Origin of the sequence: Burkholderia paludis (genome assembly GCF_000732615.1) — a bacterium.
GTDB lineage: Bacteria > Pseudomonadota > Gammaproteobacteria > Burkholderiales > Burkholderiaceae > Burkholderia > Burkholderia paludis.
The window spans coordinates 1-25820 of the sequence record NZ_JPGL01000080.1 but is presented as its reverse complement, the minus strand read 5'-3'; the positions used below and the strand labels follow the sequence as shown (position 1 = coordinate 25820).

The following is a 25820-nucleotide window of genomic DNA, read 5'->3' as shown; positions in this document are numbered from 1 at the left end:
CCTCCATGAGTGTGTCCGGGTGCATCGACGCGACGCGTCCCGGCGGAGTCGCGACGCGCGTCATGAGCAGGTGAATGAAACGGCGGCCGGTCAGCCGATCCGTCGAAGAACGGTCGGCTGCGCGTTGCCCGCATCGCCCAGCCCGTAGCTGCGCTGGATCGCCTCCACCGCCTGCGCCGCGGCGGCGCTGTCGCGCGCATGCACGTGGCCGAGCGGCTCGCCCGCGGCGACGCGCTGCCCGATCTCCGCGAGCCCGGACAGGCCGACACTGTAATCGATCGGATCTTCCGCACGCGTGCGGCCGCCGCCGAGCGCGACGACCGCCAGCCCGAGCGCGCGGCAATCGACCCGCTGCACCACGCCGCTCGCGGGCGACGGAACGGGCGCGACCAGCGCGGCCCGCGCCAGATGACGCGCGGGCGCATCGATCAGGTCCGCCGGGCCGCCGAGCGCGGCGACCATGCGCGCAAAGCGTTCCGCCGCCGCGCCCGAGTCGAGCGCCCGCCGCAGCATCGCGCCCGCCTGTTCGACGTCGCGCGCCAGCCCGCCGGTCACGAGCAGTTCCGCCGCCAGCGCCATCGTGACGTCATGCAGGCGCGCCGGCCGCGACTTGCCCGTCAGGTAGTCGATCGCGCACGCCACTTCGAGCGCATTGCCCGCGCAGGGTGCGAGCGACTGGCTCATGTCGGTGAGGAGCGCGGTCGTCTTCATGCCCGCGCCGTTGCCGACGTCGACGATGCTGCGGGCCAGTTCCGCCGATTGCCCGGCGGTCGGCATGAACGCGCCGGAGCCGACCTTGACGTCCATCACGAGCCCGTCGAGTCCGGCCGCGAGCTTCTTCGACAGGATCGACGCGGTGATCATCGCGACCGACTCGACGGTCGCCGTCACGTCGCGAATCGCGTAAATGCGCTTGTCGGCCGGCGCGAGCCGCGCGGTCTGCCCGATGATCGCGACGCCGACGTCGCGCACCGTGCGGCGAAACGCGTCCGTATCGGGCGTCACGTCGTAGCCGGGAATCGCGCCCAGCTTGTCGAGCGTGCCGCCGGTATGGCCAAGCCCGCGCCCCGAGATCATCGGCACGTAGCCGCCGCACGCCGCCACCATCGGCCCGAGCATCAGCGATACGACGTCGCCGACGCCGCCGGTCGAGTGCTTGTCGATCACCGGCCCGCCGAGATCGAGCGCGCGCCAGTCGAGCACGTCGCCCGAGTCGCGCTGCGCGAGGGTCAGCGCGACGCGTTCGTCGACGCTCAGGTCGTTGAAATACACGGCCATCGCGAACGCGGCCACCTGCCCTTCGGTCACGCTGCCGTCCGTCACGCCGCGCACGAACGCGGCAATCCCGTCGCGGTCGAGCGGCTGCCGGTTACGCTTCCGGCGGATGAATTCCTGCGGTAGAAACATCGTTGCCGCTCCTCGATCGGTCGGTGGGCGCCGCGCGCTCAATGCAGCGAGAAGAACAGGCCCGCGATCGCGGCGCTCATCAGGTTCGACAGCGTCGCGGCCGTCAGCGCCCGGAAGCCGTGCCGCGCGACTTCCGAACGGCGCTCGGGCGCGACCGCGCTGAACCCGCCCGCGAGAATCGCGATCGACGAGAAATTCGCGAAGCCGCACAGCGCGAACGACACGATCGCGAGCGTCTTCGGGTCGAGCACCTGCAGGCCGGCCGCGGCGGCGTGCGCGCCGCCCTTCAGGTAAGGCGACAGGTCGCCGTACGCGACGAACTCGTTGAAGATCAGCTTCTCGCCGATGAAGTTGCCGGCGAGCGCCGCGTCGTGCCACGGCACGCCGATGATCCATGCGAGCGGCGCGAACAGGTGCCCGATGATGTCCACCAGCGTGACCTGCGGAAAGCCCGCGAACGCGGCCACGCCGCCGACGATCAGGTTCATCAGCGCGATGAGCCCCACGAATGCGATCAGCATCGCGCCGACGTTGATCGCGATGCGCAGGCCGACCGACGCGCCGGACGCCGCCGCCTCGATCACGTTGGCGGCCCGCTTGTCGTCGAAATCGAGACCGTCGACCACGATGCGGCTCGGCTCGACGGTCGGAAACAGCAGCTTGCCGAACAGCAGTCCGCCCGGCACCGCCATGAACGACGCGGCGAGCAGGTATTCCATCTTCACGCCGAGGCCGGCATAGCCGACCAGCACGGAGCCCGCGACCGACGCCATGCCGCTCGCCATCACCGTGAAGATCTCGGCGCTCGTCATGTTCCGCACGAACGGCTTCACGAGCGCGGGCATCTCGCTCTGTCCGAGAAAGATCGTCGCGACGGCCGAGCATGCCTCGATGCGGCTCACGCCGAGCAGCTTCGCGAGCCCCGCGCCGAGAATCGCGACGATCCACTTCATCACGCCGACGTAGTACAGCACCGCGATCAGCGCGGTCACGAAGATGATCATCGGCAGCACGCGCAGGCCGAACACGAAGCCGCCGTCGCCGAACAGCTGGAACATGCGGCTGTCGACCAGCCCGCCGAACACGAACGCGATGCCGTGATTGCCCATGTCGAGCACGCGGTTGACGCCGTTCGCGGCCGCCGCCAGCGCCGCGCGGCCCGGCGGCACGAACAGCACCAGCGCACCGACCGCGAGTTGCGTGCACAGCGCGGCGATCAGGGTCCGGCCGCTCACTGCGCGCCGGTTGTTCGACAGCAGATAGGCAACCAATATCAAGGACACCATACCAATGAGACTGCGCAGGACATCCACCGTGTGCTCCTTTCTCACTATTTGAACGTGTCCGGAGCGTGGCCCGAAGCCCGCGGACGTCTCCCGTGCGACAGGGTGGGTGGATGTTACCCGCTCGATACGTCCCCCCGCAACGCCGAAAAAAAACGTTGCCGCCAATTCCGTCGACTGTTTCCTTTTATGCTTCATCGGCCCGATCGACGATCATGCACACCTGGCAGGAACGCCAACGGGGCGTGCCGCATGCACGGCACGCCCCGCACTCCCCCCGCGCCGCTCAGCCCGCGCGCTCGACCGGCTGCGGTTCGCGCAGCCGGTTCGCGATCCGCGCGGCCTCGTAGTAGCCGGCTGCCGGCGGGCGCTTCAGGTAGCGACCCGCGCCGCGTACCGCGCGCAGTTCGCCGTCGGCCCATGCAAGTGCGCCGCGCGTCAGCGTGTGCGTCGCGACGCCCTGCACCGTCATCCCCTCGAACACGTTGAAGTCGACCTGCTGGTGATGGGTCTTCACCGAGATCGTCTTCGTCGCGGCCGGATCCCATACCACCAGGTCGGCATCGGCCCCCACCTGCACCGCGCCCTTGCGCGGATACAGGTTGAAGATCTGCGCGGCGTTCGTCGACGTGATCCGCACGAACTCGTTCGGCGTGATGCGGCCGCGATTCACGCCGTGATGCCACAGCACCGACATGCGATCCTCGACCCCGCCGCAACCGTTCGGGATCTTCGTGAAATCGTCGCGGCCCATCGCCTTCTGCGACGCGCAGAACACGCAGTGGTCGGTCGCCGTCGTATGCAGCTGCCCCGCCTGCAGCCCGCGCCACAGCGCCTCGCGATGCTCGGCCGAGCGGAACGGCGGGCTCATCACGTGCGCGGCCGCTCGCGCCCAGTCCGGGTCGCGATAGACCGCCTCGTCGATCACCAGATGGCCCGGCAGCACCTCGCCGAACACGCGCAGCCCTTCGCTGCGCGCGCGCGCGATCGCATCGACCGCATCCTTCGCCGATACGTGCACGATATACACCGGCACGCCGAGCACCTGCGCGATGCGGATCGCGCGGTTCGCGGCCTCGCCCTCGACCTCCGGCGGCCGCGACAACGGATGCGCCTCCGGCCCCGTCATCCCGCGCGCGAGCAGCGCCTGCTGCAGCCGGAACACGAGCTCGCCGTTCTCCGCGTGCACGGTCGGCAGCGCGCCGAGTTCGAGCGAACGCGAGAAGCTGTTCACGAGAATCTCGTCGTCGGCCATGATCGCGTTCTTGTACGCCATGAAGTGCTTGAAGCTCGATACGCCATGCTCGCGCACGAGCGTGCCCATGTCGCGGTACACGCTCTCGTCCCACCACGTCACGGCCACGTGGAAACCGTAATCGGCGGCCGCCTTCTCGGCCCAGCCGCGCCATTCGCGGAACGCGTCCATCAGCGGCTGCTTCGGGCTCGGGATCACGAAGTCGATGATGCTCGTCGTGCCGCCCGCGAGCCCGGCGGCCGTGCCCGTGTAGAAATCGTCGCTCGCCGTGGTGCCCATGAACGGCAGCTCCATGTGCGTGTGCGGATCGATGCCGCCCGGCATCACGTACTGGTCGTGCGCGTCGACGACGGTCGCGCCGGCCGGCGCGTCGATCTGCTCGGCGATCTGCAGGATCGTGCCGCCGTCCGCCGGGTCCGCGCAGAGCACGTCCGCGCGATAGGAGCGGTCCGCATCGACCACGGTGCCGCCACGAATCAGGATAGCCATTTGGTTGCCTCCTCGTTGACTGTCGGGTGCCGCATCACTCGCGTCGCATGCATCACGCCGGTCATGCGCTCGCGATCTGCGCGCGCTGTCCGGCGCGCCACTTCATCCAGGTGCCGTACACGCCCGATGCCAGCACGAGGCCGACGAACCACGCGTACGTGTAAAGCGTGTTGAAGAACGCCGGCACGTTCGGGAACGACGCCGGAAAGGCCGTGTGCAGGAAACCGGGCAGGTTCGGCAGCACGCCGGCCGCGAGCGCGGCCAGCGCGGCCGGGTTCCACCCGCGCGCATAGCTGAAGCCGCCGCGCGCGTCGAACAGCGCGCGCGTATCGAGCCGCGTGCCGCGAATCAGGAAGTAGTCGACCATCAGGATCCCCGCCACCGGCCCCAGCAGCGCCGAATAGCCGACGAGCCAGGTGAAGATGTAGCCGTCCGTCGTCGCGAGGATCTTCCACGGCATCATCGCGATCGCGATCGTCGCGGTGATCATCCCGCCCGTGCGGTACGAGATCGCCTTCGGCCACAGGCTCGAGAAATCGTACGCGGGGCCGACGAGATTCGCGGCGAGGTTGCAGCACATCGTGTCGAGCGTCAGGATCACGAGCGCGACGCCCACGCCGACACCCGTCATGCGGCTCGTCAGGTCGATCGGGTCCCAGATCGCGTTGCCGTAGATCACGACCGTCGCGGACGTCACGACGACGGACACCACCGACAGCAGCGCCATCGGCAGCGGCAGCCCGATCGACTGCCCGATCACCTGGTCGCGCTGCGAATGCGCGAAGCGCGTGAAGTCGGGGATGTTCAGCGCAAGCGTCGCCCAGAAGCCCACCATCGCGGTCAGCCCCGGCCAGAAGGTCGCCCAGAACAGTCCGGCCTTCTTGCCGCCGGCCGCGAACTGCGAAGGCGCCGACAGCATCGAGCCGAACCCGCCCGCCTTCGACGTCGCCCACCAGACGAGCGCCACGCACATCACGACCTTGATCGGCGCCGACCAGCTCTCGAGCCAGCGGATCGAATCGGTGCCGTGCCAGATGAAGTAGAGCTGCAGCGCCCAGAACACGAGGAAGCACGCGAGCTGCCCGAACGAGATGCCGACGAGCGGCAGCGCCGCGCCATGCAGCGCGTTGCCGGTCAGGATGTTCAGCAGCGTGTAGATCGCGCTGCCGCCGAGCCAGGTCTGGATGCCGTACCAGCCGCACGCGACGATCGCGCGCAGCAGCGCCGGCAGCTTCGCGCCCTGCGTGCCGAACGATGCGCGCACGAGCACCGCGTACGGAATCCCGTGCTTCGCGCCCGCGTGGCCGATCAGCAGCATCGGCACGAGCACGATCAGGTTGCCGAGCAGCACCGTCAGCACCGCCTGCCACGGCGACATCCCCTCCTGGATCAACCCGGCCGCGAGCATGTACGACGCGATGTTCATCACCATCCCGACCCACAGCGCCGCGAAGTGATACCACTTCCACGTGCGCTGCGCCGGCGTCGTCGGCGCGAGGTCGTCGTTGTAGAGGCTGCCGCCGTGCGCCGCGGCGCTGTCGGGATCGGCGGGATTCGCTGCGGATGTCATCGATCGCACTCCACGAAAAACGTCGGCGCCGGCATCCTGCGATGCCGGCCCCGGGTCACGAAAAAGCGGCGACGCGGGACACCCCGCGCGCCGCACGCCGGTCAGGCCGCCTTCGCGTGCGTTCCGGGCGACGCCGCCGTGCTGCCGCCCGCACCGCCATCCGCACTCGCCGGATTGTTCGGATGCGTGGTCCAGTTCGCGTAGTCGCCCGAATCCACACGCTCCATCGTGATGCATTGCTCGACCGGACACACGTGCATGCAAAGATTGCACCCGACGCATTCGGCATCGACCACTTCGAAATGCCGCACGCCATCCTTCTCGCGCGTAATCGCCTGGTGCGACGTGTCCTCGCATGCGATATGGCACAGCCCGCACTGGATGCAGCGGTCCTGGTCGATGCGCGCCTTGATGTCGTACTTCAGGTTCAGGTATTTCCAGTCGGTCACGTTCGGCACCGCGCGGCCGCGCACGTCGTCGAGCGTCGCATAGCCCTTCTCGTCCATCCAGTTCGACAAGCCGTCGGCGAGATCCGACACGATCCGGAACCCGTAATGCATCGCGGCAGTGCACACCTGCACGCTGCCGGCGCCGAGCACCATGAACTCGGCCGCATCGCGCCACGTCGAGATGCCGCCGATGCCCGAGATCGGCAGGTTCGGCGTTTCCGGGTCGCGCGCGATTTCCGCGACCATGTTCAGCGCGATCGGCTTGACCGCCGGGCCGCAATAGCCGCCGTGCGTACCCTTGCCGTCGACGGTCGGCATCGGCGCCATGTGGTCGAGATCGACCGCGACGATCGAGTTGATCGTGTTGATCAGCGACACGCCGTCCGCACCGCCCTTGAAGGCCGCGCGCGACCCCATCCGGATGTCGCTGATGTTCGGCGTGAGCTTCACGAGACACGGCAGCTTCGTGCCTTCCTTCACCCAGCGCGTGACCATCTCGACGTATTCGGGTACCTGCCCGACCGCCGCGCCCATTCCGCGCTCGCTCATGCCGTGCGGGCAGCCGAAGTTCAGCTCGACCGCGTCGGCGCCGGTATCCTCGACCAGCGGCAGGATCCATTTCCAGTCGCGCTCGTTGCACGGCACCATCAGCGACACGATCAGCGCACGATCCGGCCAGTCGCGCTTCACCTGCGCGATCTCTCTCAGGTTCACGTCGAGCGGACGGTCGGTGATCAGCTCGATGTTGTTCAGCCCTGCAATGCGCTGGCCGTTCCACTGCACGGCGCCGTAGCGCGAACTGACGTTGACGACGTGCGGATCGAGCCCGAGCGTCTTCCAGACGACCCCGCCCCAGCCCGCCTCGAAGGCGCGGTTGACGTTGTAGGCCTTGTCGGTCGGCGGCGCGGACGCGAGCCAGAACGGATTCGGCGAAGTGATGCCCGCGAAGGTGCAGCGAAGGTCGGCCATGATCGGCTCCGTGAGAGTGGGGTCGCTATCGTCGTGCTCGTGGTGCGTGGCGCGGGTCGCGCCTTCACGCGGCTTTCACGGCGCGCCGCGCGAGGGCCGCGTCGATCGACGCGGCCGCGCGCTTGCCGTCCTGCACGGCCTGCACCGTGAGGTCGATGCCGTCCGTCGCCGCGCAGTCGCCCCCGGCCCACACGTCGGGCCAGGCGGTGCGCAGGTCCGCGTCCACCGCGATGCGCGCGCCGTCCGCCGTCAGCAACGCGGCGTTGACGCCGTCGGGCGCCAGCGTCTGGCCGATCGCCTTCAGCACCATGTCGGCGTCGACGCCGAAACGCTCGCCCGACGCCGCCTCGAATTCCACGCCCGTCACCTGCCCGTTCGCGCCCGTCATGCGCACCGGCTTCGCGTGCGTGACGAGCGTGACGCCGCTCTTCTGCGCGAACTCGCGCTCGGCCCACGTCGCGCTCATCGCGTCGACGCCGCGCCGATACACCATCGTCACACGCTCGGCGCCGAGCTTGCGGCTCTGCACGGCCGCATCGATGGCCGTATTGCCGCCGCCGATCACGACCACGCGCCGCCCGACCGGCACGTTCTCCAGCGCGTCGGCCTGCCGCACCTGCTCGATGAAGTCGACCGCGTTCATCACGCCGCCCAGCTGCTCGCCGTCGATCGCGAGCGCACGCACGCCACCGAGGCCCATCGCGAGAAACACCGCGTCATGCTGCTCGCGCAGCGCGGCGAGCGCGACGTCGTGCCCGAGCGCAACGCCCGTCTTCACCGTGATCCCGCCGACCGACAGCAGCCACTCGACTTCCCGCTGCGCAAAATCGTCGACGGTCTTGTACGCGGCGATCCCGTACTCGTTGAGGCCGCCGGCCTTCGCGCGGGCGTCGAACAGCGTGACGCGGTGCCCGGCGAGCGCGAGCCGGTGCGCGCACGCGAGCCCGGCCGGCCCCGCGCCGACCACCGCGACGTGGCGGCCCGTGTCGGCCGCGCGCCGGAAGCGCACCGCGCCGGTTTCCATCGCCCAGTCGGTCGCATGCCGCTGCAGCGCGCCGATCGCGACGGGCTGCGCGTCCTGGTGATTGCGCACGCACGCGCCTTCGCACAGGATCTCGGTCGGGCACACGCGCGCACACATCCCGCCGAGCGGATTGGCCGACAGGATGTCGGTCGCGGCGCCCTTCAGGTTGCCGTTGCCGATCTTGCGGATGAAGCTCGGGATGTCGATCTGCGTCGGGCAGGCCTGCACGCACGGCGCGTCGTAGCAGTAGTGGCAGCGGCTCGCGGCCGCCGCCGCCGCGGTCGGATCGAGCAGCGGCGCGATATCCGCGAATTCGCACGAGAGTTGCGTGGACGACAGGCGATGCGCGGCGATCGCGCCGGTTGGCTGAGTGGTCATACGCGTTCCTTCGACTGGGTGGAGACAAAGCCGTCCCCGCCGGCTGCGAATGCACAGTCGGGGCGGTCATGCCGAAGCATCCTGCGATCGGGCGATCCGCGGCCTTCCGGCCGCTATCGCCTCTGCGTCATGAAGCCGGCTCGCACGCACGCGACAGCATCGCGTGCAGCAACACGTTCGCGCCGGCCTCGATCCACGCAGGCGTCGCGTCCTCGATCTCGTTGTGGCTGATGCCGTCCACGCATGGCACGAACACCATCGACGTCGGCGCGACCTGCGCGAGATAGCACGCGTCGTGGCCCGCACCCGACACGATGTCGCGATGCGAGTACCCGAAGCGCTCGGCCGCGCCGCGCACGGCCGCCACGCAAGCCGGATCGAACGCGACGGGCCGGTAGTAGAAGATCTGCTCGAGCGCCGTGTCGAGCCCGATGTCGGCCGCGATGCGCGCCACGCCTTCGCGCAGCGCGGCGTCCATCTTCGCGAGCACGGCATCGTCCGGATGACGGAAATCGACGGTGAAGAACACGCGCCCGGGAATCACGTTGCGCGAGTTCGGGTAGACCTGCATCATGCCGACCGTCGCACAGCCGAACGGCGCATGATCGAGCCCGATGCGGTTGACCAGATCGACCACGCGCGACGCGCCGAGCAGCGCATCGCGACGGCGCGGCATCGGCGTCGGCCCCGCGTGCGCTTCCTGGCCGGTCAGCGTGATCTCGTACCAGCGCTGCCCCTGCGCATCGGTCACGACGCCGATCGTCTTGCACTCCGCCTCGAGAATCGGCCCCTGCTCGATATGCAGCTCGAACGCCGCGTGCAGCTTGCGCCCGCCGCACGGCACGTCGCCGGCGTAGCCGATGCGCGCCAGTTCCTCGCCGATCGTCTTGCCGTCGACGTCCTTGCGCGACAGCCCGTATTCGAGCGGGAACACGCCCGCGAACACGCCTGACGCGACCATCGCGGGCGCGAAGCGCGAGCCCTCCTCGTTGGTCCAGATCACGACCTCGACCGGATGCTCGGTCTCGATCCCGCGATCGTTCAGGCTGCGAATCACCTCGAGGCCGCCGAGCACGCCGTAGATGCCGTCGAAGCGGCCGCCCGTCGGCTGCGAATCCGCGTGCGAGCCCGTGACGACCGGCGCCGCATCGGCCACGCGGCCCGCGCGGCGCATGAACACGTTGCCCATCGTATCGACCGTCACCGTGCAGCCCGCGGCTTTCGCCCAGCCGACGATCAGGTCGCGGCCGGCCTTGTCGAGATCGGTCAGTGCGAGCCGGCACACGCCGCCTTTCGGCGTCGCGCCGATCTTCGCGACTTCCATCAGGCTGTCCCACAAGCGCCTGCCGTCGACCCGGATCGACGTGTCGAAAACTGCCCGTTTCACTGTTTCCGATACCGCATTCATTCGTATCGCTCCTGTGGGGTCGGTGATGTCGTCAGCCCGGTCTGTGCCGGTGCGCGCCGGACCTGTTTCGGGGCAAACCCGCCCATGCGCGGTGCATGTTCCGGCTGCGCGCGAAAGTCGTCCGGCGCATCGCCGCCACACTTTCCGCCGCCATCCCCCGCGCATCGAATCCTGTCCGATTGGACAGGTTTTAGACGATCAAAATGACCAAATCAATGTCTTTCTTGCGTGAACGAATGGAGCGAGAAACGTGCCATCGCAACGCAGCATGGCGGCGGATGCGTGGTGTTCGCACGCGTGCGCTCGACGCGGATGAACGGCTAGAATGAAGCGCAACGCGGCATGCCGGCTGCGCGAGGGCAACGATGAGACATGACGAGGCGGCAACCGAAGCCACCGACAGCGACGAGGCGTCCGCGCCTTTGCGGCGACGCAAGGCGCACATTCGCGAGTCCAACGAAGCGCACCTGCTCGCCTGCGCGGAAGCCGTGTTCGCGGAGCGCGGGCTCGACGGCGCAAGCACCGCGATGATCGCCGAACGCGCCGGTCTGCCGAAAGCCAATCTGCACTACTACTTCCCGACGAAGCTCGCGCTGTACCGCCGCGTGCTCGACGACCTGTTCGAGGACTGGCATCGCGCGGCCGGCACCTTCGAGGCCGACGACGACCCGGTGGAAGCGATCGGCGGTTACGTGCGCGCGAAAATGGCGCTGTCGCGGCGGCGCCCGCTCGGCTCGAAGGTCTGGGCCAACGAGATCATCCAGGGCGCGGAGCACATGCAGGACATCCTGTCGGAACGCGTGAAGCCGTGGTTCGACACGCGCGTGGAGGTCATCGACGGCTGGATCGCGCGCGGATTGCTTGCCCCGATCGACGCGCACGCGCTGCTGTACCTGATCTGGGCGACCACGCAGCATTACGCGGATTTCGATGCGCAGATCCGCGCGCTGAGCGGCCGGCGTGCATTCACGCGGAAGGCGTTCGACGACCGGACCGAGCAGGTCGTGCAACTGGTGATCCGCGCATGCGGCGCGGTGTCGCCGCATGCGAAGCCGTAGCACGGCCGCGCGATTCGCCGAATGAAAAACGGGCGGCGGGTCGTGCGCCGGTGCCCCGGCGCCCTGCCCGTCGCCCGCGTCACGGCGTGCGTGCGATACGTGATGCGAGTTACGCGACGCGCTCGATCGCGATCGCCGTCGCCTCGCCGCCGCCGATGCACAGCGACGCCACGCCGCGCGTCAGCCCATACGTTTCGAGGGCGGCCAGCAGCGTCACCATCACGCGTGCGCCCGACGCCCCGATCGGGTGCCCGAGCGCGCACGCGCCGCCGTGCACGTTGACCTTCTCGTGCGGCAGGTCGAGATCGCGCATCGCGGCCATCGGCACCACCGCGAACGCTTCGTTGATCTCGAACAGGTCGACGTCGCGCAGGTTCCAGCCGGTTTTCTCCGAGAGCTTGCGCAGCGCGCCGATCGGCGCGGTCGCGAACAGGCCCGGCTTGTCCGCGTGGGTCGAATGCCCGACGATCACCGCCTTCGGCGTGAGGCCGAGGCGCTCGGCCTGCGAGCGACGCATCATCACGAGCGCGGCCGCGCCGTCCGAGATCGACGACGCATTGGCGGCCGTCACCGTGCCGCCGTCGCGGAATGCCGGCTTCAGCGTCGGGATCTTGTCCAGCTTCGCCTTGCCCGGCTGCTCGTCGATCGACACGACCGTGTCGGTCTTGCCGGCCTTCACGGTCACCGGCGCGATCTCCGACACGAAGCGGCCTTCCGCGATCGCGCGTTGCGCCCGCGTCAGCGACGCAATCGCGAACGCGTCCTGCGCCTCGCGCGTGAACTGGTAGGCCTGCGCGCAATCCTCCGCGAAGGTGCCCATCAGGCGGCCCTTCTCGTATGCGTCCTCGAGGCCGTCGAGGAACATGTGGTCGAGCACCTGGCCGTGCCCCATCCGCATGCCCGCGCGTGCCTTCGGCAGCAGGTACGGCGCATTCGTCATGCTCTCCATCCCGCCCGCGACGGCCACGGCCGCCGAGCCGGCCAGCAGCAGGTCGTGCGCGAACATCGCGGCCTTCATCCCGGAGCCGCACATCTTGTTGACCGTGGTCGCGCCCGCGCCGAGCGGCAGACCGGCCTTCAGCGCGGCCTGCCGCGCCGGCGCCTGCCCCTGTCCGGCCGGCAGCACGCAGCCGAACACGATTTCCTCGATACGCTCGGCCGGCACGTTCGCGCGCTCGAGCGCCGCGCGAATCGCCACCGCGCCAAGGTCGCTGGCGCTGGCCGCCGCCAGGTCGCCCTGAAAACCACCCATCGGCGTACGCGCCGCGCCAACGATTACGATCGGATCCTGAGTCGTCATGATTCGCTTCCTCCAGTGTCAGCGCGGTGCCATGCGCAACGCGCCATCGAGACGGATGACTTCGCCGTTCAGCATCGTGTTCCCGGCGATGTGGCGCACCAGCGCCGCAAATTCTTCCGGACGGCCGAGACGCGGCGGGAACGGCACGCTCTTGCCGAGCGCATCCTGCACGTCCTGCGGCATGCCGGCCATCATCGGCGTCGCGAAGATCCCCGGCGCGACCGTCACGACGCGAATGCCGAACCGCGCGAGTTCGCGCGCGATCGGCAGCGTCATGCCCACCACGCCGCTCTTCGACGCCGCATACGCGGCCTGCCCGATCTGCCCGTCGAACGCCGCGACCGACGCGGTGTTGACGATCACGCCGCGCTCGCCTTCCGCATCGGCGTCCTGCTTCGACATCGCTTCGGCGGCCAGCCGGATCATGTTGAAGGTGCCGACGAGATTGATCGATACCGCGCGTGCGAAACGGTCGAGCGAATGCGGGCCGTCGCGGCCCACCACCTTCTCGCCCGGCGCGACGCCCGCGCAGTTCACCAGCGCGTCGACGCGGCCGAACGCGTCACGCGCGGCGGCGACGGCGGCCTGCCCGTCGGCCTCGCTCGTCACGTCGGTCTTCACGAAGCGGGCAGCCGCGCCGAGTTCGTGCGCGAGGCCCGCGCCCGCCTCTTCGTTGACGTCCAGCAGCACGGCCTTGCCGCCTTCCGCGACGACCATGCGCGCCACCGCGGCGCCCAGGCCCGAACCGGCGCCCGTGATCAGAAAAACACGATCCTTGATATCCATTCGCAGTCCGTAAATTAGATGTTCAGGGTTGAGCGGCCTTCTCGGCTTCCATCTTGCGCAACACGAAGCGCTGGATCTTGCCGCTCGGGGTTTTCGGCAGCGCGTCGACGAAGTCGATCGCGCGAGGATACGCGTGCGCGGACAGCCGCCGCTTCACGTGCAGGCTCAGCTCGTCGGCCAGCGCCGCCGTACCCTCGTAGCCTTTCGACAGCACGACGAACGCCTTGACGATCTCCGTGCGCTCCGCGTCGGGCACGCCGATGACGGCGGTTTCGCTCACCGCCGGATGCTCGATCAGCGCGCTTTCCACGTCGAACGGGCCGATCCGGTAGCCGGACGACGTGATCACGTCGTCCGCGCGGCCGATGAAGCTCACGGTGCCGTCCGGCTCCAGCTCGACGTTGTCGCCGGTCCGGTAGTAGCCGCCCGCGATCGCCGGCGTGTCCTGCCGCCAGTAGCCGTGAAACCACAGCAGCGGCGAGCGCGCGATGTCGATCGCCAGGTTGCCGGGCTCGCCGGGGCCGAGCTCGCGGCTCGCTTCGTCCAGCACCGCGACACGATAGCCTGGCATCGCGAAGCCCGCCGAGCCGGAATGAACCACGTGGGCCAGCCCGTGATGGTTGTTCACGACCATCCCGAGTTCGGTCTGGCCGTAGTGATCGTGAATCGGCGCGTCGAGCGCCGTGGCGAACCAGCGCACCACCTCCGGATTCAACGGCTCGCCCGCGCTGCTCACCACGCGCAGCTTCCCCTTCAGCCGCGCCGCCGCATCCGGTCCGGCCGCCATCAGCATCCGGTACGCGGTCGGCGAACCGGCGAGACTCGTGATGCCGAGCCGCTCGATCACGTCGCAGGTGCTGTCCACCGTGAAGCCGCCTTCGTACAGCGTCGTCGCGTGGCCGAGCAGTAGCGGGCCGGTGATCGCGTAATAGAGGCCGTACGCCCAGCCCGGATCGGCGATGTTCCAGAACCGGTCGCCCGCGCGCAGGTCGACCGCTTCGCGCATGTACGCGCCGAACGCGAGCAGCGCGCGCAGCGGCACCGGTACGCCCTTCGGCAAACCCGTCGTGCCCGACGTCGACATCATCATGAACAGATCCGATCCCTTGCGCGGCACCGGCTCGAACGTATCGGCCTGCGCATCGAGCGCCGCGCGCAAGTCGATGTCGCGCTCCGGCAGCGTCTCGCCCGGCTCGCGCACCGTCGCCACCGGCGGGCAGTCCGCAATCTCGTCGAGCTTCGCGCGATTCGCGACGTTGGTCACGACCAGCCGCGCGTCGCTCATGCGCAGCCGGTGCTCGATCGCCTTCGGACCGAACGCCGTGAACAGCGGCTGATAGACGGCGCCCGCGCGCCACGTACCGAGGATCGTCGCGACGAGCTCCGGCGTGCGCGGCAGCAAGCCCGCCACCACGTCGCCCGGCTTCACGCCCTGCGCGACCAGGAGGTTCGCGACACGCGCCGACAGCGCCTGCATCCGTGCAAACGTGAAGCTGTGGTGCTGCCCGCCGGCGTCGATCCAGTCGAGCGCGATCGCGTCCGCCGATGCGTGCCGGTCGCAGCATTCGACGCACGCGTTCAGACCGCGCTCCAGGTCGCCGTGCAGTTGCGCCGCGGCGGTCTCGATACTGAACCGGGCGACGGCGTCGGCGTAGGCCGGCACCGCCCGGGCGGTTGCTCCATCAGGCATGCGTGTCTCCTGTGCGTTGTGGCCGCCGGCGAGCCTCGGGCGCGACGGGGATACATCGATAGTAGACAGCCGTGACATTGCAATCAATGACAAACAGAATCTAGAATCGTGATCGTTTTTGCCATGTCGGGAGGGTGCAGGAAAATGGGGCCGCAGATGATTTCACCGGATTTCGTCGACGACGCGCTCGCGTGCCTGCGCCGGCAGGGCCTGCCGACGGAGCCGGTGCTGCGCGCCGCCGGCCTGCCGGCCGCCGTGCGCGAACCCGTCACGCCGCAGCAGTACGGCCGTCTGTGGCTCGCGATCGCCGCTACGCTCGACGACGAATTCTTCGGGCTCGCCGCGCGCCCGATGCGGCACGGCAGCTTCACGCTGCTGTGCCACGCGGTGCTGCACGCCGGCACGCTCGACAAGGCGCTGCGGCGCGCGCTGCAGTTCCTGCGCGTGGTCCTGGACGAGCCGCACGGCGAGCTCGTCGTGGCCGACGGGCAGGCGCAGATCGTGTTGACGCAGTCGGGCGCGCCCTACCCGGCGTTCGCGTACCGGACGTTCTGGCTGCTGCTGCTGGGTGTCGCGTGCTGGCTGATCGGCCGGCGCATCCCGCTGCAACGCATCGATTTCGCGTGCCCGGGCCCCGACCAGCGCAGCGACTATCACCAGTTCTTCGGCGTGCCCGTGCATTTCGACCGGCCCGACAGCCGGCTCGCCTTCAACGCCGCGTACCTCGCACTGCCGACGATCCGCTCCGAGCAGGCGCTGAAGACTTTCCTGCGCGGCGCACCCGGCAACCTGCTCGTCCGCTACCGGCACGACACGGGCTGGGTCGCGAAAACCCGCGCGCAGTTGAAAACGCTGCCGGCCGCCGAGTGGCCGGACTTCGATACGCTGGCCGCGCGCCTCGGCACGACGCCCGCCACGCTGCGGCGGCGTCTGCGCAGCGAAGGGCAAAGCTTCGCGGCGATCAAGGACGAGTTGCGCGGCGCGCTGGCCCAGTCGCTGCTGCGCGGGCAGACGCTCAGTGTCGCGGAGATCGCCGTCGAACTCGGCTTCACCGAACCGAGCGCGTTTCATCGCGCGTTCCGGAAGTGGACGGGCACGAGCCCGGGCGCGTTCCGGCGTGACGTGCACGAGGCGGAAGCGGAGCCGGGCGTCGCGAGCGGATGAGGCCGCCGGCTCTCGTCGGGAGCGGCGCGCGGCGAAGGCAGCCGCCCGTCGCGCAACGCTGATACGATGCGCTCTTCCGACTGCCGTCCGTTGCGCGTCGACGACGGCAAGCCTCGCTCCACTCCACCGTTCCCGTTCCGATGCAAGCAACCGACTTCTCCGATACCGAACTGGCCGACCTGCGCACGCACGGCATCGTGCTGTTTGCCGATCGCGTGATCTTCGACGCGCAGCCGCCGATGCCGGCCGACCAGATCGCGGCCGTAGCGGCCTGCTGCCACGGCGACATTCCGCCCGCGCTGCTCGACCTGTGGCGCGTCACGGCCGGCGGCAGCCTCGACTACGACCTGACGCTGGAGATGAACGGTCATGTCGAGGGGATCAGCTGGGGCGAGCTGTTCTACAACGGCAGCGACGGCTATCGCGACCTGCAGGGTTGGATCGACCATGAACTCGAACTCGCCGAGGAAGCCGCCGAAGACGACGCACGCCCGTGGAACGGCAGGATCGACGCATTGCCGTTCGGCGGATTCGAGTATTGCGACCGGATCTACATCGTGACGGAGCCCGGCGCCAGGGACTGCGGCCACGTGCTCGCGTGGAAGCAAGGGCTGCCGCCCGCGTGGCGCGGCGCGATGCACGAGGACGGCCTCGAGACGGTCGCCCCCGACCTGTACGCGGCATTCGGCGCGCTGCAACTCCATGCGGATCCGCTGGAACCCGGCGACAGCGGAACCGGCATGACGTTGCTCGAGTATCTCGACGAACGCCGGATGTCGCACGGCCTGCCGGCGCCGCTGGCGGACAAGCTGGTCGCGTTCTATCGCCGCGCGCTGATCGACTGGCGCACGCCGCTCGCGGAAGGCACGCTCGCGGCGCAGCCCGCACTCGCGCGCCAGGCGTTGCGACATGCGATCGACTGCGACGACGCGACGCTCACCGCGCAACTGGCGCCGATCGTCGCGAATCTCGGCGCGCCGCTCTCCGGCAGCTCGATCCCGACCGACTATGCGCTGCGGCGCCAGAGGTTCGCGGCCGCCGCCGCGTTGCTCGACGCCGGCGCACCGGTCGCGCCGGATTCGCTGGCGTCCGCGTCCGGCAACGTGCCGGCCGCGCTGATGCGTGCGCTCCTCGACGCCGGCGTACGACCCGATGCCGCCGCGATGGCACGCTGCGTTTCCGGCGGCGGCGCCGACAGTGCCCGCCTGATCGGCGCGGCGCTGGCGGCGCAAGGCGTCGATGCGGCGTCCGCCTACCGCGCGGCGAGTGCAAAGCTGCTGCGCGAGCTCACGGCCGACATCGCGCAGGTTCGCGTCGGCAAGCTCAGCCACCATCTCGGGCTCGACGGACTCGAAGCCCACGCCGAGCGCCTGCGGCACTTCGTGCCGTGACGTGACGCAGGCCCGGCGGGACACCCCGTCGATGCACGCCTGCCCGTCGCCGGACGCAGGCGCGTCGCTCAGCCGGTCACACGTCGATCCCGAGCACTTCGCGTGCGGTCGCATCGACGGCGTGGCGCATCGTGGCGACCAGTTCGTCGATTTGCCCGTGATCGATCACCAGCGGCGGCGCAACGATCAGGCGGCCGTTCGTCGAACGCACGATCGCGCCGAGCTCGAATCCGACCGTCCGGCTGTGCCAGGTCAGATCGGCTTCGTTGGCAAAGCGCTCGCGCGTCGCCTTGTTCTTCGCGAACTGGATGGCGCCGACGGCGCCGACGCCCTGGATCTCGCCGATCAGCGGATGACCGTCGAACGCGTCGCGCAACGCCCGCTGCAGATACGGGCCCGTATCCGTCTTCGTCCGCTCGACGAGGCCTTCGCGCTCGAGCACGTCGAGATTGGCCAGCGCGACCGCGGCCGCGACCGGGTGCCCCGAATAGGTCAGCCCGTGCGCGTAGACCCCGCCCTTGTCGACCAGCGCGCCGCCGATGCGCCGGCTCATGATCAGGCCGCCCATCGGCACGTAGCCCGAGGTCAGCCCCTTGGCGATGCAGATCAGATCCGGTTCGAAGCCGAAGTGACGATGCGCGAACCACTCGCCGGTACGGCCGAAGCCGCCGATCACTTCGTCCGCGCAGAGCAGCACGTCGTATTGGCGGCAGATGCGCTCGATCTCCTGCCAGTAGCCGTCCGGCGGGAAGATCATCCCGCCCGCCCCCTGGAACGGTTCCGCAACGAATGCGGCGACGCGGTCCGCACCGATCTCGAGGATCTTGCGCTCGAGCGACAACGCCGCCTGCCTGCCGAACGCCACCGGGCTCTGGTCGCCGCCATGCGCATACCAGTACGGTTCGTCGACGTGCGCAACGTCCGGAATCGGCAGGTCGCCCATTTCGTGCATGAACGCCATGCCGCCGAGCGACGCGCTGCCGACCGTCGATCCGTGATAGCCGTTCACGCGGCCAATCAGCACCTTCTTCTCCGGCTGGCCCATCACGTCCCAGAACCGCCGCACGGTACGGATCAGCACCTCGTTCGCTTCGGATCCCGAATTGGTGTACACCACGTGACTGAAGCGGTTGCCGAGCAGCGCGAACAACCGCTCCGACAATTCGATCACCGCCGGGTGCGTCGTATGGAAGAACATGTTGTAGTACGACAGCGCCTTCATCTGCCGCGCCGCGGCATCGATCAGCTCCGGCCGCCCGTAGCCGACATTGGTGCACCATAGCCCAGACATGCCGTCCAGATAGCGGTTGCCGTCGCTATCCCATAGATGGACACCTTCGCCGCGCACCATCACGCGCGCGCCCTCCTCGTTCAGCGCCTTCTGGTCCACGAATGCATGCAGGTGATGCGCGGCGTCGCTGCGTTGATAGTCCTGCGTCGTGCGATGCGGAAAATTGGGCGCGTTCATGGGCGAGTCTCCGGTTCGTTTTACGGATGAAAAGGGCTGTCGTGCTGCCCGGCGCGGCCGCTGGCGGCCGCCGCGTCGAATCAGTAGCGGATCCAGGTGGTCTTCAGGCCCGTGTACTTGTCGATCGCGTGCAGCGAAAGATCGCGGCCGAAACCCGACTGGCGGAACCCGCCGAACGGCGTCTGCGCGCTCAGCGCATCGACCGTGTTGACGGATACCGTGCCGGCGCGCAGCCGGCCCGACACGCGATGCGCGCGCGACAGGCTGCCGGTCCAGACCGACGCGGCCAGCCCATAGATCGAGTCGTTCGCGCGCCGCACGGCCTCGTCCTCGGTATCGAAGGCCATCACCGACAGCACGGGCCCGAAGATCTCCTCGCGCGCGATGGCGTCGTCGTGCTTCACGTCGATGAAGATCGTCGGCTCGATGAAGTAGCCCTTGCCGTCGACTTGCGGCGCGCCGCCGCCGAGCGCGAGCGTTGCGCACTGGCGGCCGCGCGCGATCCACTCGCGCACGCGCCGGTGCTGCCGCGCGTCGACCATGGCGCCCATCCCGCTCGACGGATCGAGCGGATCGCCCGGCATGAACGCGGCGGCATGCGCGATCAGCCGGTCGACGAACGCATCGTGAATCGTGCGTTGCACCAGCAGCCGCGAGTTCGCGGAACACACCTCGCCCTGGTTGAAGAAAATGCCGAAGCAGGCCTTGCGCGCGGCCAGATCGAGATCGTCGGTGTCGTCGAACACCAGGTTCGGGCTCTTGCCGCCGCATTCGAGCCACACCTGCTTCAGGTTCGACTGCGCGGCGTACTCGAGAAATTTCTTGCCGACGGCCGTCGAACCCGTGAATGCAAGCACGTCGACGTCGGGGTGCAGCCCGAGCGCGCGCCCCGCGGTCTCGCCGTAGCCCGGCACGACGTTCAGCACGCCCGGCGGCAAGCCGGCCTCGAGCGCCAGCTCCGCGAGACGCAGCGCGGACAGCGGCGACTGTTCCGCCGGCTTCAGCACGACGCTGTTGCCGGCCGCCAGCGCCGGCGCCACCTTCCACGCGACCATGTCGAGCGGGAAATTCCACGGCACCACCGCGCCGACGACGCCCAGCGGTTCGCGCGTGACGACCGCGAGGTTGCCGGGGTCGGTCGACGCGACTTCGCCGTGCAGCTTGTCGACAGCTTCGCCATACCAGCTGAACAGGCCGCTCGCCGCCGGCACGTCGATGTCGAACGCGTCCGCCACGCGCTTGCCCATGTTGAGCGAATCGAGCAGCGCGAGCTCGGCGCCATGCGCCGCGACGCGTTCACCGAGCCGGCACAGCACGCGCTTGCGCTCGGCCGGCGCGCAGCGCGACCAGACACCGGATTCGAACGCGTCACGCGCGGCGTGCACCGCGTCGTCGACATCCGCCGCATCGCACGACGCGACTTCCGCGATGACGGCCTCGGTGGCCGGATTGACGGCGGCAAACGTCCGGCCGCTTCGGGCCGGCACGCTTCGGCCGCCGATGTGTGCAAGCGTTCTCGGAATGACTTGCGCCGCGAGACGTCTCCAGTCCGCGTACTGATGGCTTTCTGCTGAAGCTGGGTTCATTCAGGGCTCCGTTTTGACGACCGGGCGGCGTTACGTGGTTCTCCGCCGGCATTCGACCCGACGACAGACGCCGGCGGACACGACCGTCGTTCACGGCCGCCGCACATCGCTGCCGTTGTCCGGTTGTCGAACTGTCGGTCATCAAATAGCAATCTGAAAGAACACTTTTGCTTCTCATTGAAGAGGTTCTTTCTATCCATCCGGCCGGCGTGCGGCCGGTCTTCCTGCCTGGCTGCATGTGCGACGGGAATAGCGGAGGGGCCGCAGATGCGGCGAACATCGCGCGTGTCGTCGTGCGACGTCGCATGGCGCTCCGGCCGCCCCGGCAAGGCGATTCGTCCACCGTCGAGCGCAAACCCGACGTGCTGCCCGCCGCGCATCGTCGAATGCGCGCTGGCATTGCGTGCGCCGACGGCGTGGCGCATTGCGGCCGCGCTTTATCCGACCGTCGGCGCACGCGCGTTGCCCGGCATCCGCGTGACAATGCCGGCCGGCGCCCGTCACCGGCAAAAGCGCGTGCGGAGCGCGGTTCGTAACGCACGCACACGGTATTGAGGTAAATTGACGAGCGCCCGCCCCGCCGCGGCCCATCGACGAAGCCGTGACCTCCGGGAGGCAGCAACCCGACATGGATACGCCACTGACACGCATCGAGCCGTACGAAGCTGCCCTTCGGGCGGCCATGCTCGCCAACGACGTCGACGCACTCGACGCGCTGCTGGACGACGGCCTGGTATTTACCGTACCGGGCGGCCAGGTCATCTCGAAGGACGACGATCTTGCGGCGCATCGCGCGAAACGGCTGCGGCTCGATCGACTCGATCTCCACGATGTTCAAGCGCATGCGATCGACGAGATGATTCTGGTAACCGTGCAGGCAACGCTCGCAGGTCGTTTCGACTCGGTCGGGATCGCCGGGACGTTTGCCTACACGCGTCTGTGGCGACCCTCCGGTGCACGCTGGCGGGTCGTCGCCGGACACGCGTCCGGGATCGGCTGAATCGGCGCGGAATCGGCGCGAATTCGAGCGCCGATGCGCGGTGCCGCGCCACACGTGCCCACCGAATCGGCCGTAATCTGCCGCTTCGACAGTTAACGGGAGACAGGATGCACCCGCCTTTTTCCGTCCGTGCCGCTCATCCCTCGGATGCGAACGCGCTCACGGCGCTCGCCCGTGTTTCGAAAGCGCACTGGGGCTACCCCGAGGAGTGGCTCGCCGTGTGGGAGGGCGACCTCACGATCGCGCCGGAGATGATCTCCGGTTCGATCGGCTACGTCGCCGAATCCGCAGCACACGTCGTCGGGTTCTGGATCAGGACGGCTTCGGATTCCGACCTGCCGACGCCCGGGTGGCTGTTCGTTCACCCGGACTACATGGGCCGCGGTATCGCCCGCGCGTTGTGGTCCGCAGTCCGGCAGGAGGCTGCCGTACGAGGCATCGGAAGTTTCGTGATCGAAGCGGATCCGAACGCGGCGCCGTTCTACCTGTCGCTCGGTGCGGTGAAAATCGGTGAAAAGGAGTCGTCCGTCATCCCGGGCCGGTTCTTCCCGATCTTGAAAATCACTGTGTGATGGTCGATCTCGCGGATGGGTCGAACGTCCCTTCTCGATCGGTTCATCGCCCGCCGGACGGCTGACTCAATCCGGTGCGTCGCGGTCTCCGCGCATGATTGAAAATAACAGTTTGATGATCGGTCTCGCGGATGGGCCGAACGCCCCTTCGCGATTGGCCCGTCGCCCACTGGACGACAGACGCAATCCGGTGTGTCACGGCCTCCGTGCATGATTGAAGATCATTGTGTGATGATCGATCTCTCGGATGCGCCGAACAACCCTTCGCGATTGGCTCATCGCCCGCCGGACGACAGACGCAATCTGATGCCTCAAGGCCTCCGTGCATGATTGAAAATCACAGTGTGACGATCGATCTCCCGGATGGGCCGAACGTCCCTTCGCGATTGGTCCATCGCCCGCCGGACGACCGTCGCAATCCGGTGCGTCACGGTCTCCGTTCATTACCTTCGCATTCCTTATCTTTTACCTTGAAAAGGGCACCGCGCCAAACCACGGCAACCGCTACAACGCCATCCGTTCGCGCAGCTCCCGCGCCTGCCGCCGCGACACCTCCACCTCGCTGCCATCATCCAGCGTCAGGTCATATCCGTCGCCGATGCCCGGCGTGACCGCCCGGATGCACCGCAGGTTGACCAGCGTATTGCGGTTGGCGCGAAAAAACAGCGCCGACGGCAATCGCGCCTCCAGCGCACTCAGGCTGCGAGGCAGCAGCGCGTTCTGGTCTCGGAACCACAGCCGCGTGTAGTTTCCGTCCACCACCAGCCGGCGGATCTCGGACACCGCCACGAACCAGCACCGCTCGGCCTCGCGAACGAACACCTGGTCCTGCTCGCCCAGCGTCGTGCGCAGCGCGGGCGCCCCGACCACCGGCACCTCTCGCCGACGCGCGCGCTGCAGTGCTTCCAGCAAGCGCGGCGCTTCCACCGGCTTGACCAGATAGTCCAGCGCGTTGGCCTGGAACGCACGCACGGCATAGGTATCGTAAGCGGTGACGAACACCACCGCGGGCACCGTCTCCAACCCGTCCAGTACGTCGAAGCCGCTGCCGGACGGCATCTGCACGTCCAGCAACACGAGATCCGGCGCCAGCGCGACAATCGCGTCGCGCGCAGCCGGCACATCGTCGACCTCGCCCACGCATTCCACCCATGGCAGCGCCGACAGCAGCATGCGCAACTCCTGCCGGGCCAGCCGTGCGTCGTCGACAATCAGCACGCGCAGCAACTCGCTCATTGAGGAATCTCCAGGATGGCCCGCATGCGCTCGCCTACCGGTTGCAGCGCGAAACGCCCGCGCGCGCCCAATTGCGCGCGCAGGTACGCCAGACCGACCCCGTGACCATCGGCGTCAGGGCTGCCCGTGCCAATCGGGTTGTCCACCTGCAGCCGCAGCAGGTCGCCGTCGAGCGTGGCATGAATGCGTACCTCGCCACCACCCGGGCGGGCGGCGATGCCGTGCTTGATCGCGTTCTCCACCAGCAATTGCAGCGCCATCGCCGGCAACCGTGCCTGCTCCGCCCCGGCGGCGATATCCAGGCGCACGTGCAGGCGCTGCTCGAAGTGAATGGCCTCGATGGCCAGATAGTCGTCGACCACCGCCAGTTCATCGGCCAGCGTCACCTGCTCGCTACGATTGTGCGCCAGTGCGCGGCGCAGCGTGCGCGACAGGCGGGTGACCATGTCGCGCGCGCCTTCGGGGTCTTCCAGGATCAGCGCGCGCAGGTTGTTCAACGCGTTGAACACGAAATGCGGGTTGAGCCGCGCGCGCAACGCGTCGCGCTCCAGCACGCTGCGCTCGGCCTCGGCGCGCAGTCGCGCCAGTTCGCTGTCGCGAGCGCGGCGCAGGCCATGCAAGCCGGCCCACAGACCCGTCCACATCAGCAGGAACAGCGCGGTGTTCATCCAGTACACCAGCATGGACGACAGCCGGTAGTCCGCCTGCCCGCCGGGCAGTTGCACCCAGCCCAGGGTCAGCGCGGGCAGCAGCAGCGCCGCCGTCACTGCCTGCGCCACGCTCGTGCCGATCGCCACGCCGGCGGTCAGCTTCGACATCAGGCTGCCCAGACCGCCGTCCCACCAGCCCCGGCGCAACGCCACCGCGCGCAATGCACCGCTGCACAACCATAACGAAACCGCGAGACTCACACTGATCAGCACCACCCCGCTGACGACCGCGCCATGGGTGAAGCGGCTGCCCGCCCACACGGAGAACACGCCATAGCCCGCCCAGGCCAGCGCGTTGAGCGACCAGAAACGGCGGGAGCAAGTCGTGGCGTCGATGGGCATGGCGGATGTGCGGGCGAGGTGGCGTGCGACGATCACGGATGCGCAGCCAGGAAGGTACGCACCTGATCCTGCAGCCAGCGCGGATCGTCCCACATCAGGAAATGGTAGCCCTGCGCGCTCATCGCGATCTGCACGCCCTGCAGCTTCGCATACTGTGCCTGGAACACTTCCCGGACCGAAGCCTCGGTACCGCCGAACGGCTGATAGCTCGCCCAGGCGCCCAGCACCAGCACGGGGGTGTGGATGCCCGCGACATCGTCGCGCAGATCGCGCATCATCATCGAGTACAGCGCATCGGCCATCGTCGCGCGATCGGTGTCGCGGCCCCAGCGTTGCAGTTCGGGAAGATGGTCGACGCTGCGCGTCAGCGTTCTGGCGATGGCGTCGTTGCGCGCCTGGAAACTGGCGTCGTCGGCCGTCAGCAGGGCCTGGCGCAGTTGTCCGGCCACGACGGCCACGTTCTGCGCATTCGTGTGCGGATTCATCGCCGCCGCATAGAACGGCAGCGAATCGACGATGATCAGCGGGCCAACGGCCTCGGGCGCCTTCAGTGCCAGTTCCATCGCCAGCACACCGCCCAGGCTGTGGCCCATCACGGCTACCTTCGCCAGACCCCGCGCCTGCAGATAGGTCAGCAGTTCATCGCGCATGGCCGGCAGGAAGTCGGCCGGGCGCGGGACGGCCGCAGCCGCACCGGCAAAACCGGGTAACTGAACCAGCAGGCATTGCACCTGCGGCTGCAGCGCCCGGCAGGTGTCGCGCCAGACTTCCGCGCTGCTGTTCAGCCCGGGAATCATCAGCACCGGGCGACCGCTGCCGACCACTTCGACCTGCACCTTGCCGGGCACGTTCGGCGCGTCGGTGGCCGCATGTGCCAGGCCCGGGCCGAGTGCGGCCATCGTCATGCCGGTCATCGCGAGCCGGGCCAAGGCCTTCGTAACGGACCAGGGTGCCGGAAATATCTTCATCGTTTGCTCCTTGTCGATGGGTAACGCCAGGGGTAGCCAGCGTAGCGACGATCACGGAGCCGCGGTTGCGATTTCGGAGCAACGGCTCCCGCCGAGGATGAACGGTCGAAAGGCGGGGGCCGGCATCGATGTATCGACACCGCATCCGGAAACAGGCGTAGCCGATTCCACCTGCCAACACGCCTCGCAGCATTTCCGCCGCTGAAATGCAAAAACCCCCGCCTTGTCGGGCGGGGGTTTTTGGCTTAGGGAGCCTGACGATTACCTACTTTCACACGGGAATCCGCACTATCATCGGCGTAGAATCGTTTCACGGT

General features: G+C 68.5%; 20 protein-coding genes. 5 read left to right on the top strand and 15 right to left on the bottom strand.

Annotation, left to right across the window (positions count from 1 at the left end):
* Positions 1–90: 90 nt before the first annotated feature.
* The 7 genes from deoA to GQ56_RS0134760 form a co-directional block, all read right to left on the bottom strand.
* Positions 91–1407, bottom strand: coding sequence for a thymidine phosphorylase (gene deoA / locus GQ56_RS0134790; RefSeq protein ID WP_031403036.1), 1317 nt, complete (start codon positions 1405–1407; stop codon positions 91–93).
* 38 nt (positions 1408–1445) lie between these two features.
* Positions 1446–2720 carry a NupC/NupG family nucleoside CNT transporter gene (locus tag GQ56_RS0134785; RefSeq protein WP_031403035.1) on the bottom strand — a complete coding sequence of 425 codons (1275 nt, stop codon included), beginning with the start codon at positions 2718–2720 and terminating at the stop codon, positions 1446–1448.
* A 256-nt stretch (positions 2721–2976) separates the two neighbouring features.
* Entirely contained in the window at positions 2977–4434 is a 1458-nt protein-coding gene (gene hydA / locus GQ56_RS0134780; RefSeq protein WP_031403034.1) for a dihydropyrimidinase, read from the bottom strand.
* A 61-nt stretch (positions 4435–4495) separates the two neighbouring features.
* Complete coding sequence (locus GQ56_RS0134775) at positions 4496–6004, bottom strand: NCS1 family nucleobase:cation symporter-1 (RefSeq protein WP_031403033.1); 1509 nt, start codon at positions 6002–6004, stop codon at positions 4496–4498.
* Positions 6005–6105: 101 nt separating this feature from the next.
* Positions 6106–7422, bottom strand: a complete 1317-nt coding sequence (gene preA / locus GQ56_RS0134770; RefSeq protein WP_031403032.1) for an NAD-dependent dihydropyrimidine dehydrogenase subunit PreA — start codon at positions 7420–7422, stop codon at positions 6106–6108.
* A gap of 64 nt (positions 7423–7486) precedes the next feature.
* Positions 7487–8824, bottom strand: coding sequence for an NAD(P)-dependent oxidoreductase (locus GQ56_RS0134765; RefSeq protein ID WP_031403031.1), 1338 nt, complete (start codon positions 8822–8824; stop codon positions 7487–7489).
* A gap of 127 nt (positions 8825–8951) precedes the next feature.
* The gene (locus tag GQ56_RS0134760; protein WP_031403030.1) at positions 8952–10232 is read right to left on the bottom strand and encodes a Zn-dependent hydrolase; all 1281 of its coding nucleotides are present in this window, start codon (positions 10230–10232) and stop codon (positions 8952–8954) included.
* A gap of 365 nt (positions 10233–10597) precedes the next feature.
* Here GQ56_RS0134760 and GQ56_RS0134750 point away from each other — a divergent pair, with 365 nt between their 5' ends.
* Positions 10598–11290, top strand: coding sequence for a TetR/AcrR family transcriptional regulator (locus GQ56_RS0134750; RefSeq protein WP_031403029.1), 693 nt, complete (start codon positions 10598–10600; stop codon positions 11288–11290).
* A gap of 109 nt (positions 11291–11399) precedes the next feature.
* Here the strand turns inward: GQ56_RS0134750 and GQ56_RS0134745 are convergent, their stop codons facing one another.
* From GQ56_RS0134745 to GQ56_RS0134735, 3 genes are read right to left on the bottom strand one after another with little or no spacing between them, the layout of a single operon-like run.
* Positions 11400–12590, bottom strand: a complete 1191-nt coding sequence (locus tag GQ56_RS0134745; protein WP_031403028.1) for an acetyl-CoA C-acetyltransferase — start codon at positions 12588–12590, stop codon at positions 11400–11402.
* Between the two features lie 18 nt (positions 12591–12608).
* Positions 12609–13376 carry a 3-hydroxyacyl-CoA dehydrogenase gene (locus tag GQ56_RS0134740; RefSeq protein WP_031403027.1) on the bottom strand — a complete coding sequence of 256 codons (768 nt, stop codon included), beginning with the start codon at positions 13374–13376 and terminating at the stop codon, positions 12609–12611.
* A 22-nt stretch (positions 13377–13398) separates the two neighbouring features.
* On the bottom strand, positions 13399–15066 hold the full coding sequence (locus GQ56_RS0134735) for an acyl-CoA synthetase (protein WP_031403026.1): 1668 nt from the start codon (positions 15064–15066) through the stop codon (positions 13399–13401).
* Between the two features lie 144 nt (positions 15067–15210).
* On the opposite strand from GQ56_RS0134735, the gene GQ56_RS0134730 reads away from it, so the two are divergent.
* Together GQ56_RS0134730 and GQ56_RS0134725 are read left to right on the top strand one after the other, a co-directional pair.
* Positions 15211–16230: an AraC family transcriptional regulator gene (locus GQ56_RS0134730; protein ID WP_031403025.1), complete on the top strand. Its 1020-nt coding sequence runs from the start codon at positions 15211–15213 to the stop codon at positions 16228–16230.
* 140 nt (positions 16231–16370) lie between these two features.
* A complete protein-coding gene (locus GQ56_RS0134725) occupies positions 16371–17621 on the top strand; it encodes a hypothetical protein (RefSeq protein ID WP_031403024.1) in 1251 nt (416 codons plus the stop codon).
* Between the two features lie 76 nt (positions 17622–17697).
* On the opposite strand, the gene GQ56_RS0134720 is transcribed toward GQ56_RS0134725, so the two are convergent.
* A complete protein-coding gene (locus tag GQ56_RS0134720; RefSeq protein WP_031403023.1) occupies positions 17698–19089 on the bottom strand; it encodes an aspartate aminotransferase family protein in 1392 nt (463 codons plus the stop codon).
* Positions 19090–19169: 80 nt separating this feature from the next.
* A complete protein-coding gene (locus tag GQ56_RS0134715) occupies positions 19170–20675 on the bottom strand; it encodes an aldehyde dehydrogenase (RefSeq protein WP_031403022.1) in 1506 nt (501 codons plus the stop codon).
* A 628-nt stretch (positions 20676–21303) separates the two neighbouring features.
* On the opposite strand from GQ56_RS0134715, the gene GQ56_RS0134705 reads away from it, so the two are divergent.
* Positions 21304–21675, top strand: coding sequence for a nuclear transport factor 2 family protein (locus GQ56_RS0134705; RefSeq protein ID WP_031403020.1), 372 nt, complete (start codon positions 21304–21306; stop codon positions 21673–21675).
* A gap of 107 nt (positions 21676–21782) precedes the next feature.
* A complete protein-coding gene (locus GQ56_RS0134700) occupies positions 21783–22247 on the top strand; it encodes a GNAT family N-acetyltransferase (RefSeq protein ID WP_031403019.1) in 465 nt (154 codons plus the stop codon).
* A gap of 504 nt (positions 22248–22751) precedes the next feature.
* On the opposite strand, the gene GQ56_RS0134695 is transcribed toward GQ56_RS0134700, so the two are convergent.
* The 3 genes from GQ56_RS0134695 to GQ56_RS0134685 are packed head-to-tail and all read right to left on the bottom strand — an operon-like array spanning position 22752 to position 25503.
* Positions 22752–23483, bottom strand: coding sequence for a LytR/AlgR family response regulator transcription factor (locus GQ56_RS0134695; protein ID WP_031403018.1), 732 nt, complete (start codon positions 23481–23483; stop codon positions 22752–22754).
* Positions 23480–24535 (bottom strand): sensor histidine kinase, encoded by a 1056-nt coding sequence (locus tag GQ56_RS0134690; RefSeq protein WP_031403017.1) that lies wholly within the window; start codon positions 24533–24535, stop codon positions 23480–23482. Before GQ56_RS0134690 ends, GQ56_RS0134695 begins: the two co-directional genes overlap by 4 nt.
* A gap of 32 nt (positions 24536–24567) precedes the next feature.
* Complete coding sequence (locus tag GQ56_RS0134685) at positions 24568–25503, bottom strand: alpha/beta fold hydrolase (RefSeq protein WP_031403016.1); 936 nt, start codon at positions 25501–25503, stop codon at positions 24568–24570.
* Between the last annotated feature and the right edge of the window lie 317 nt (positions 25504–25820).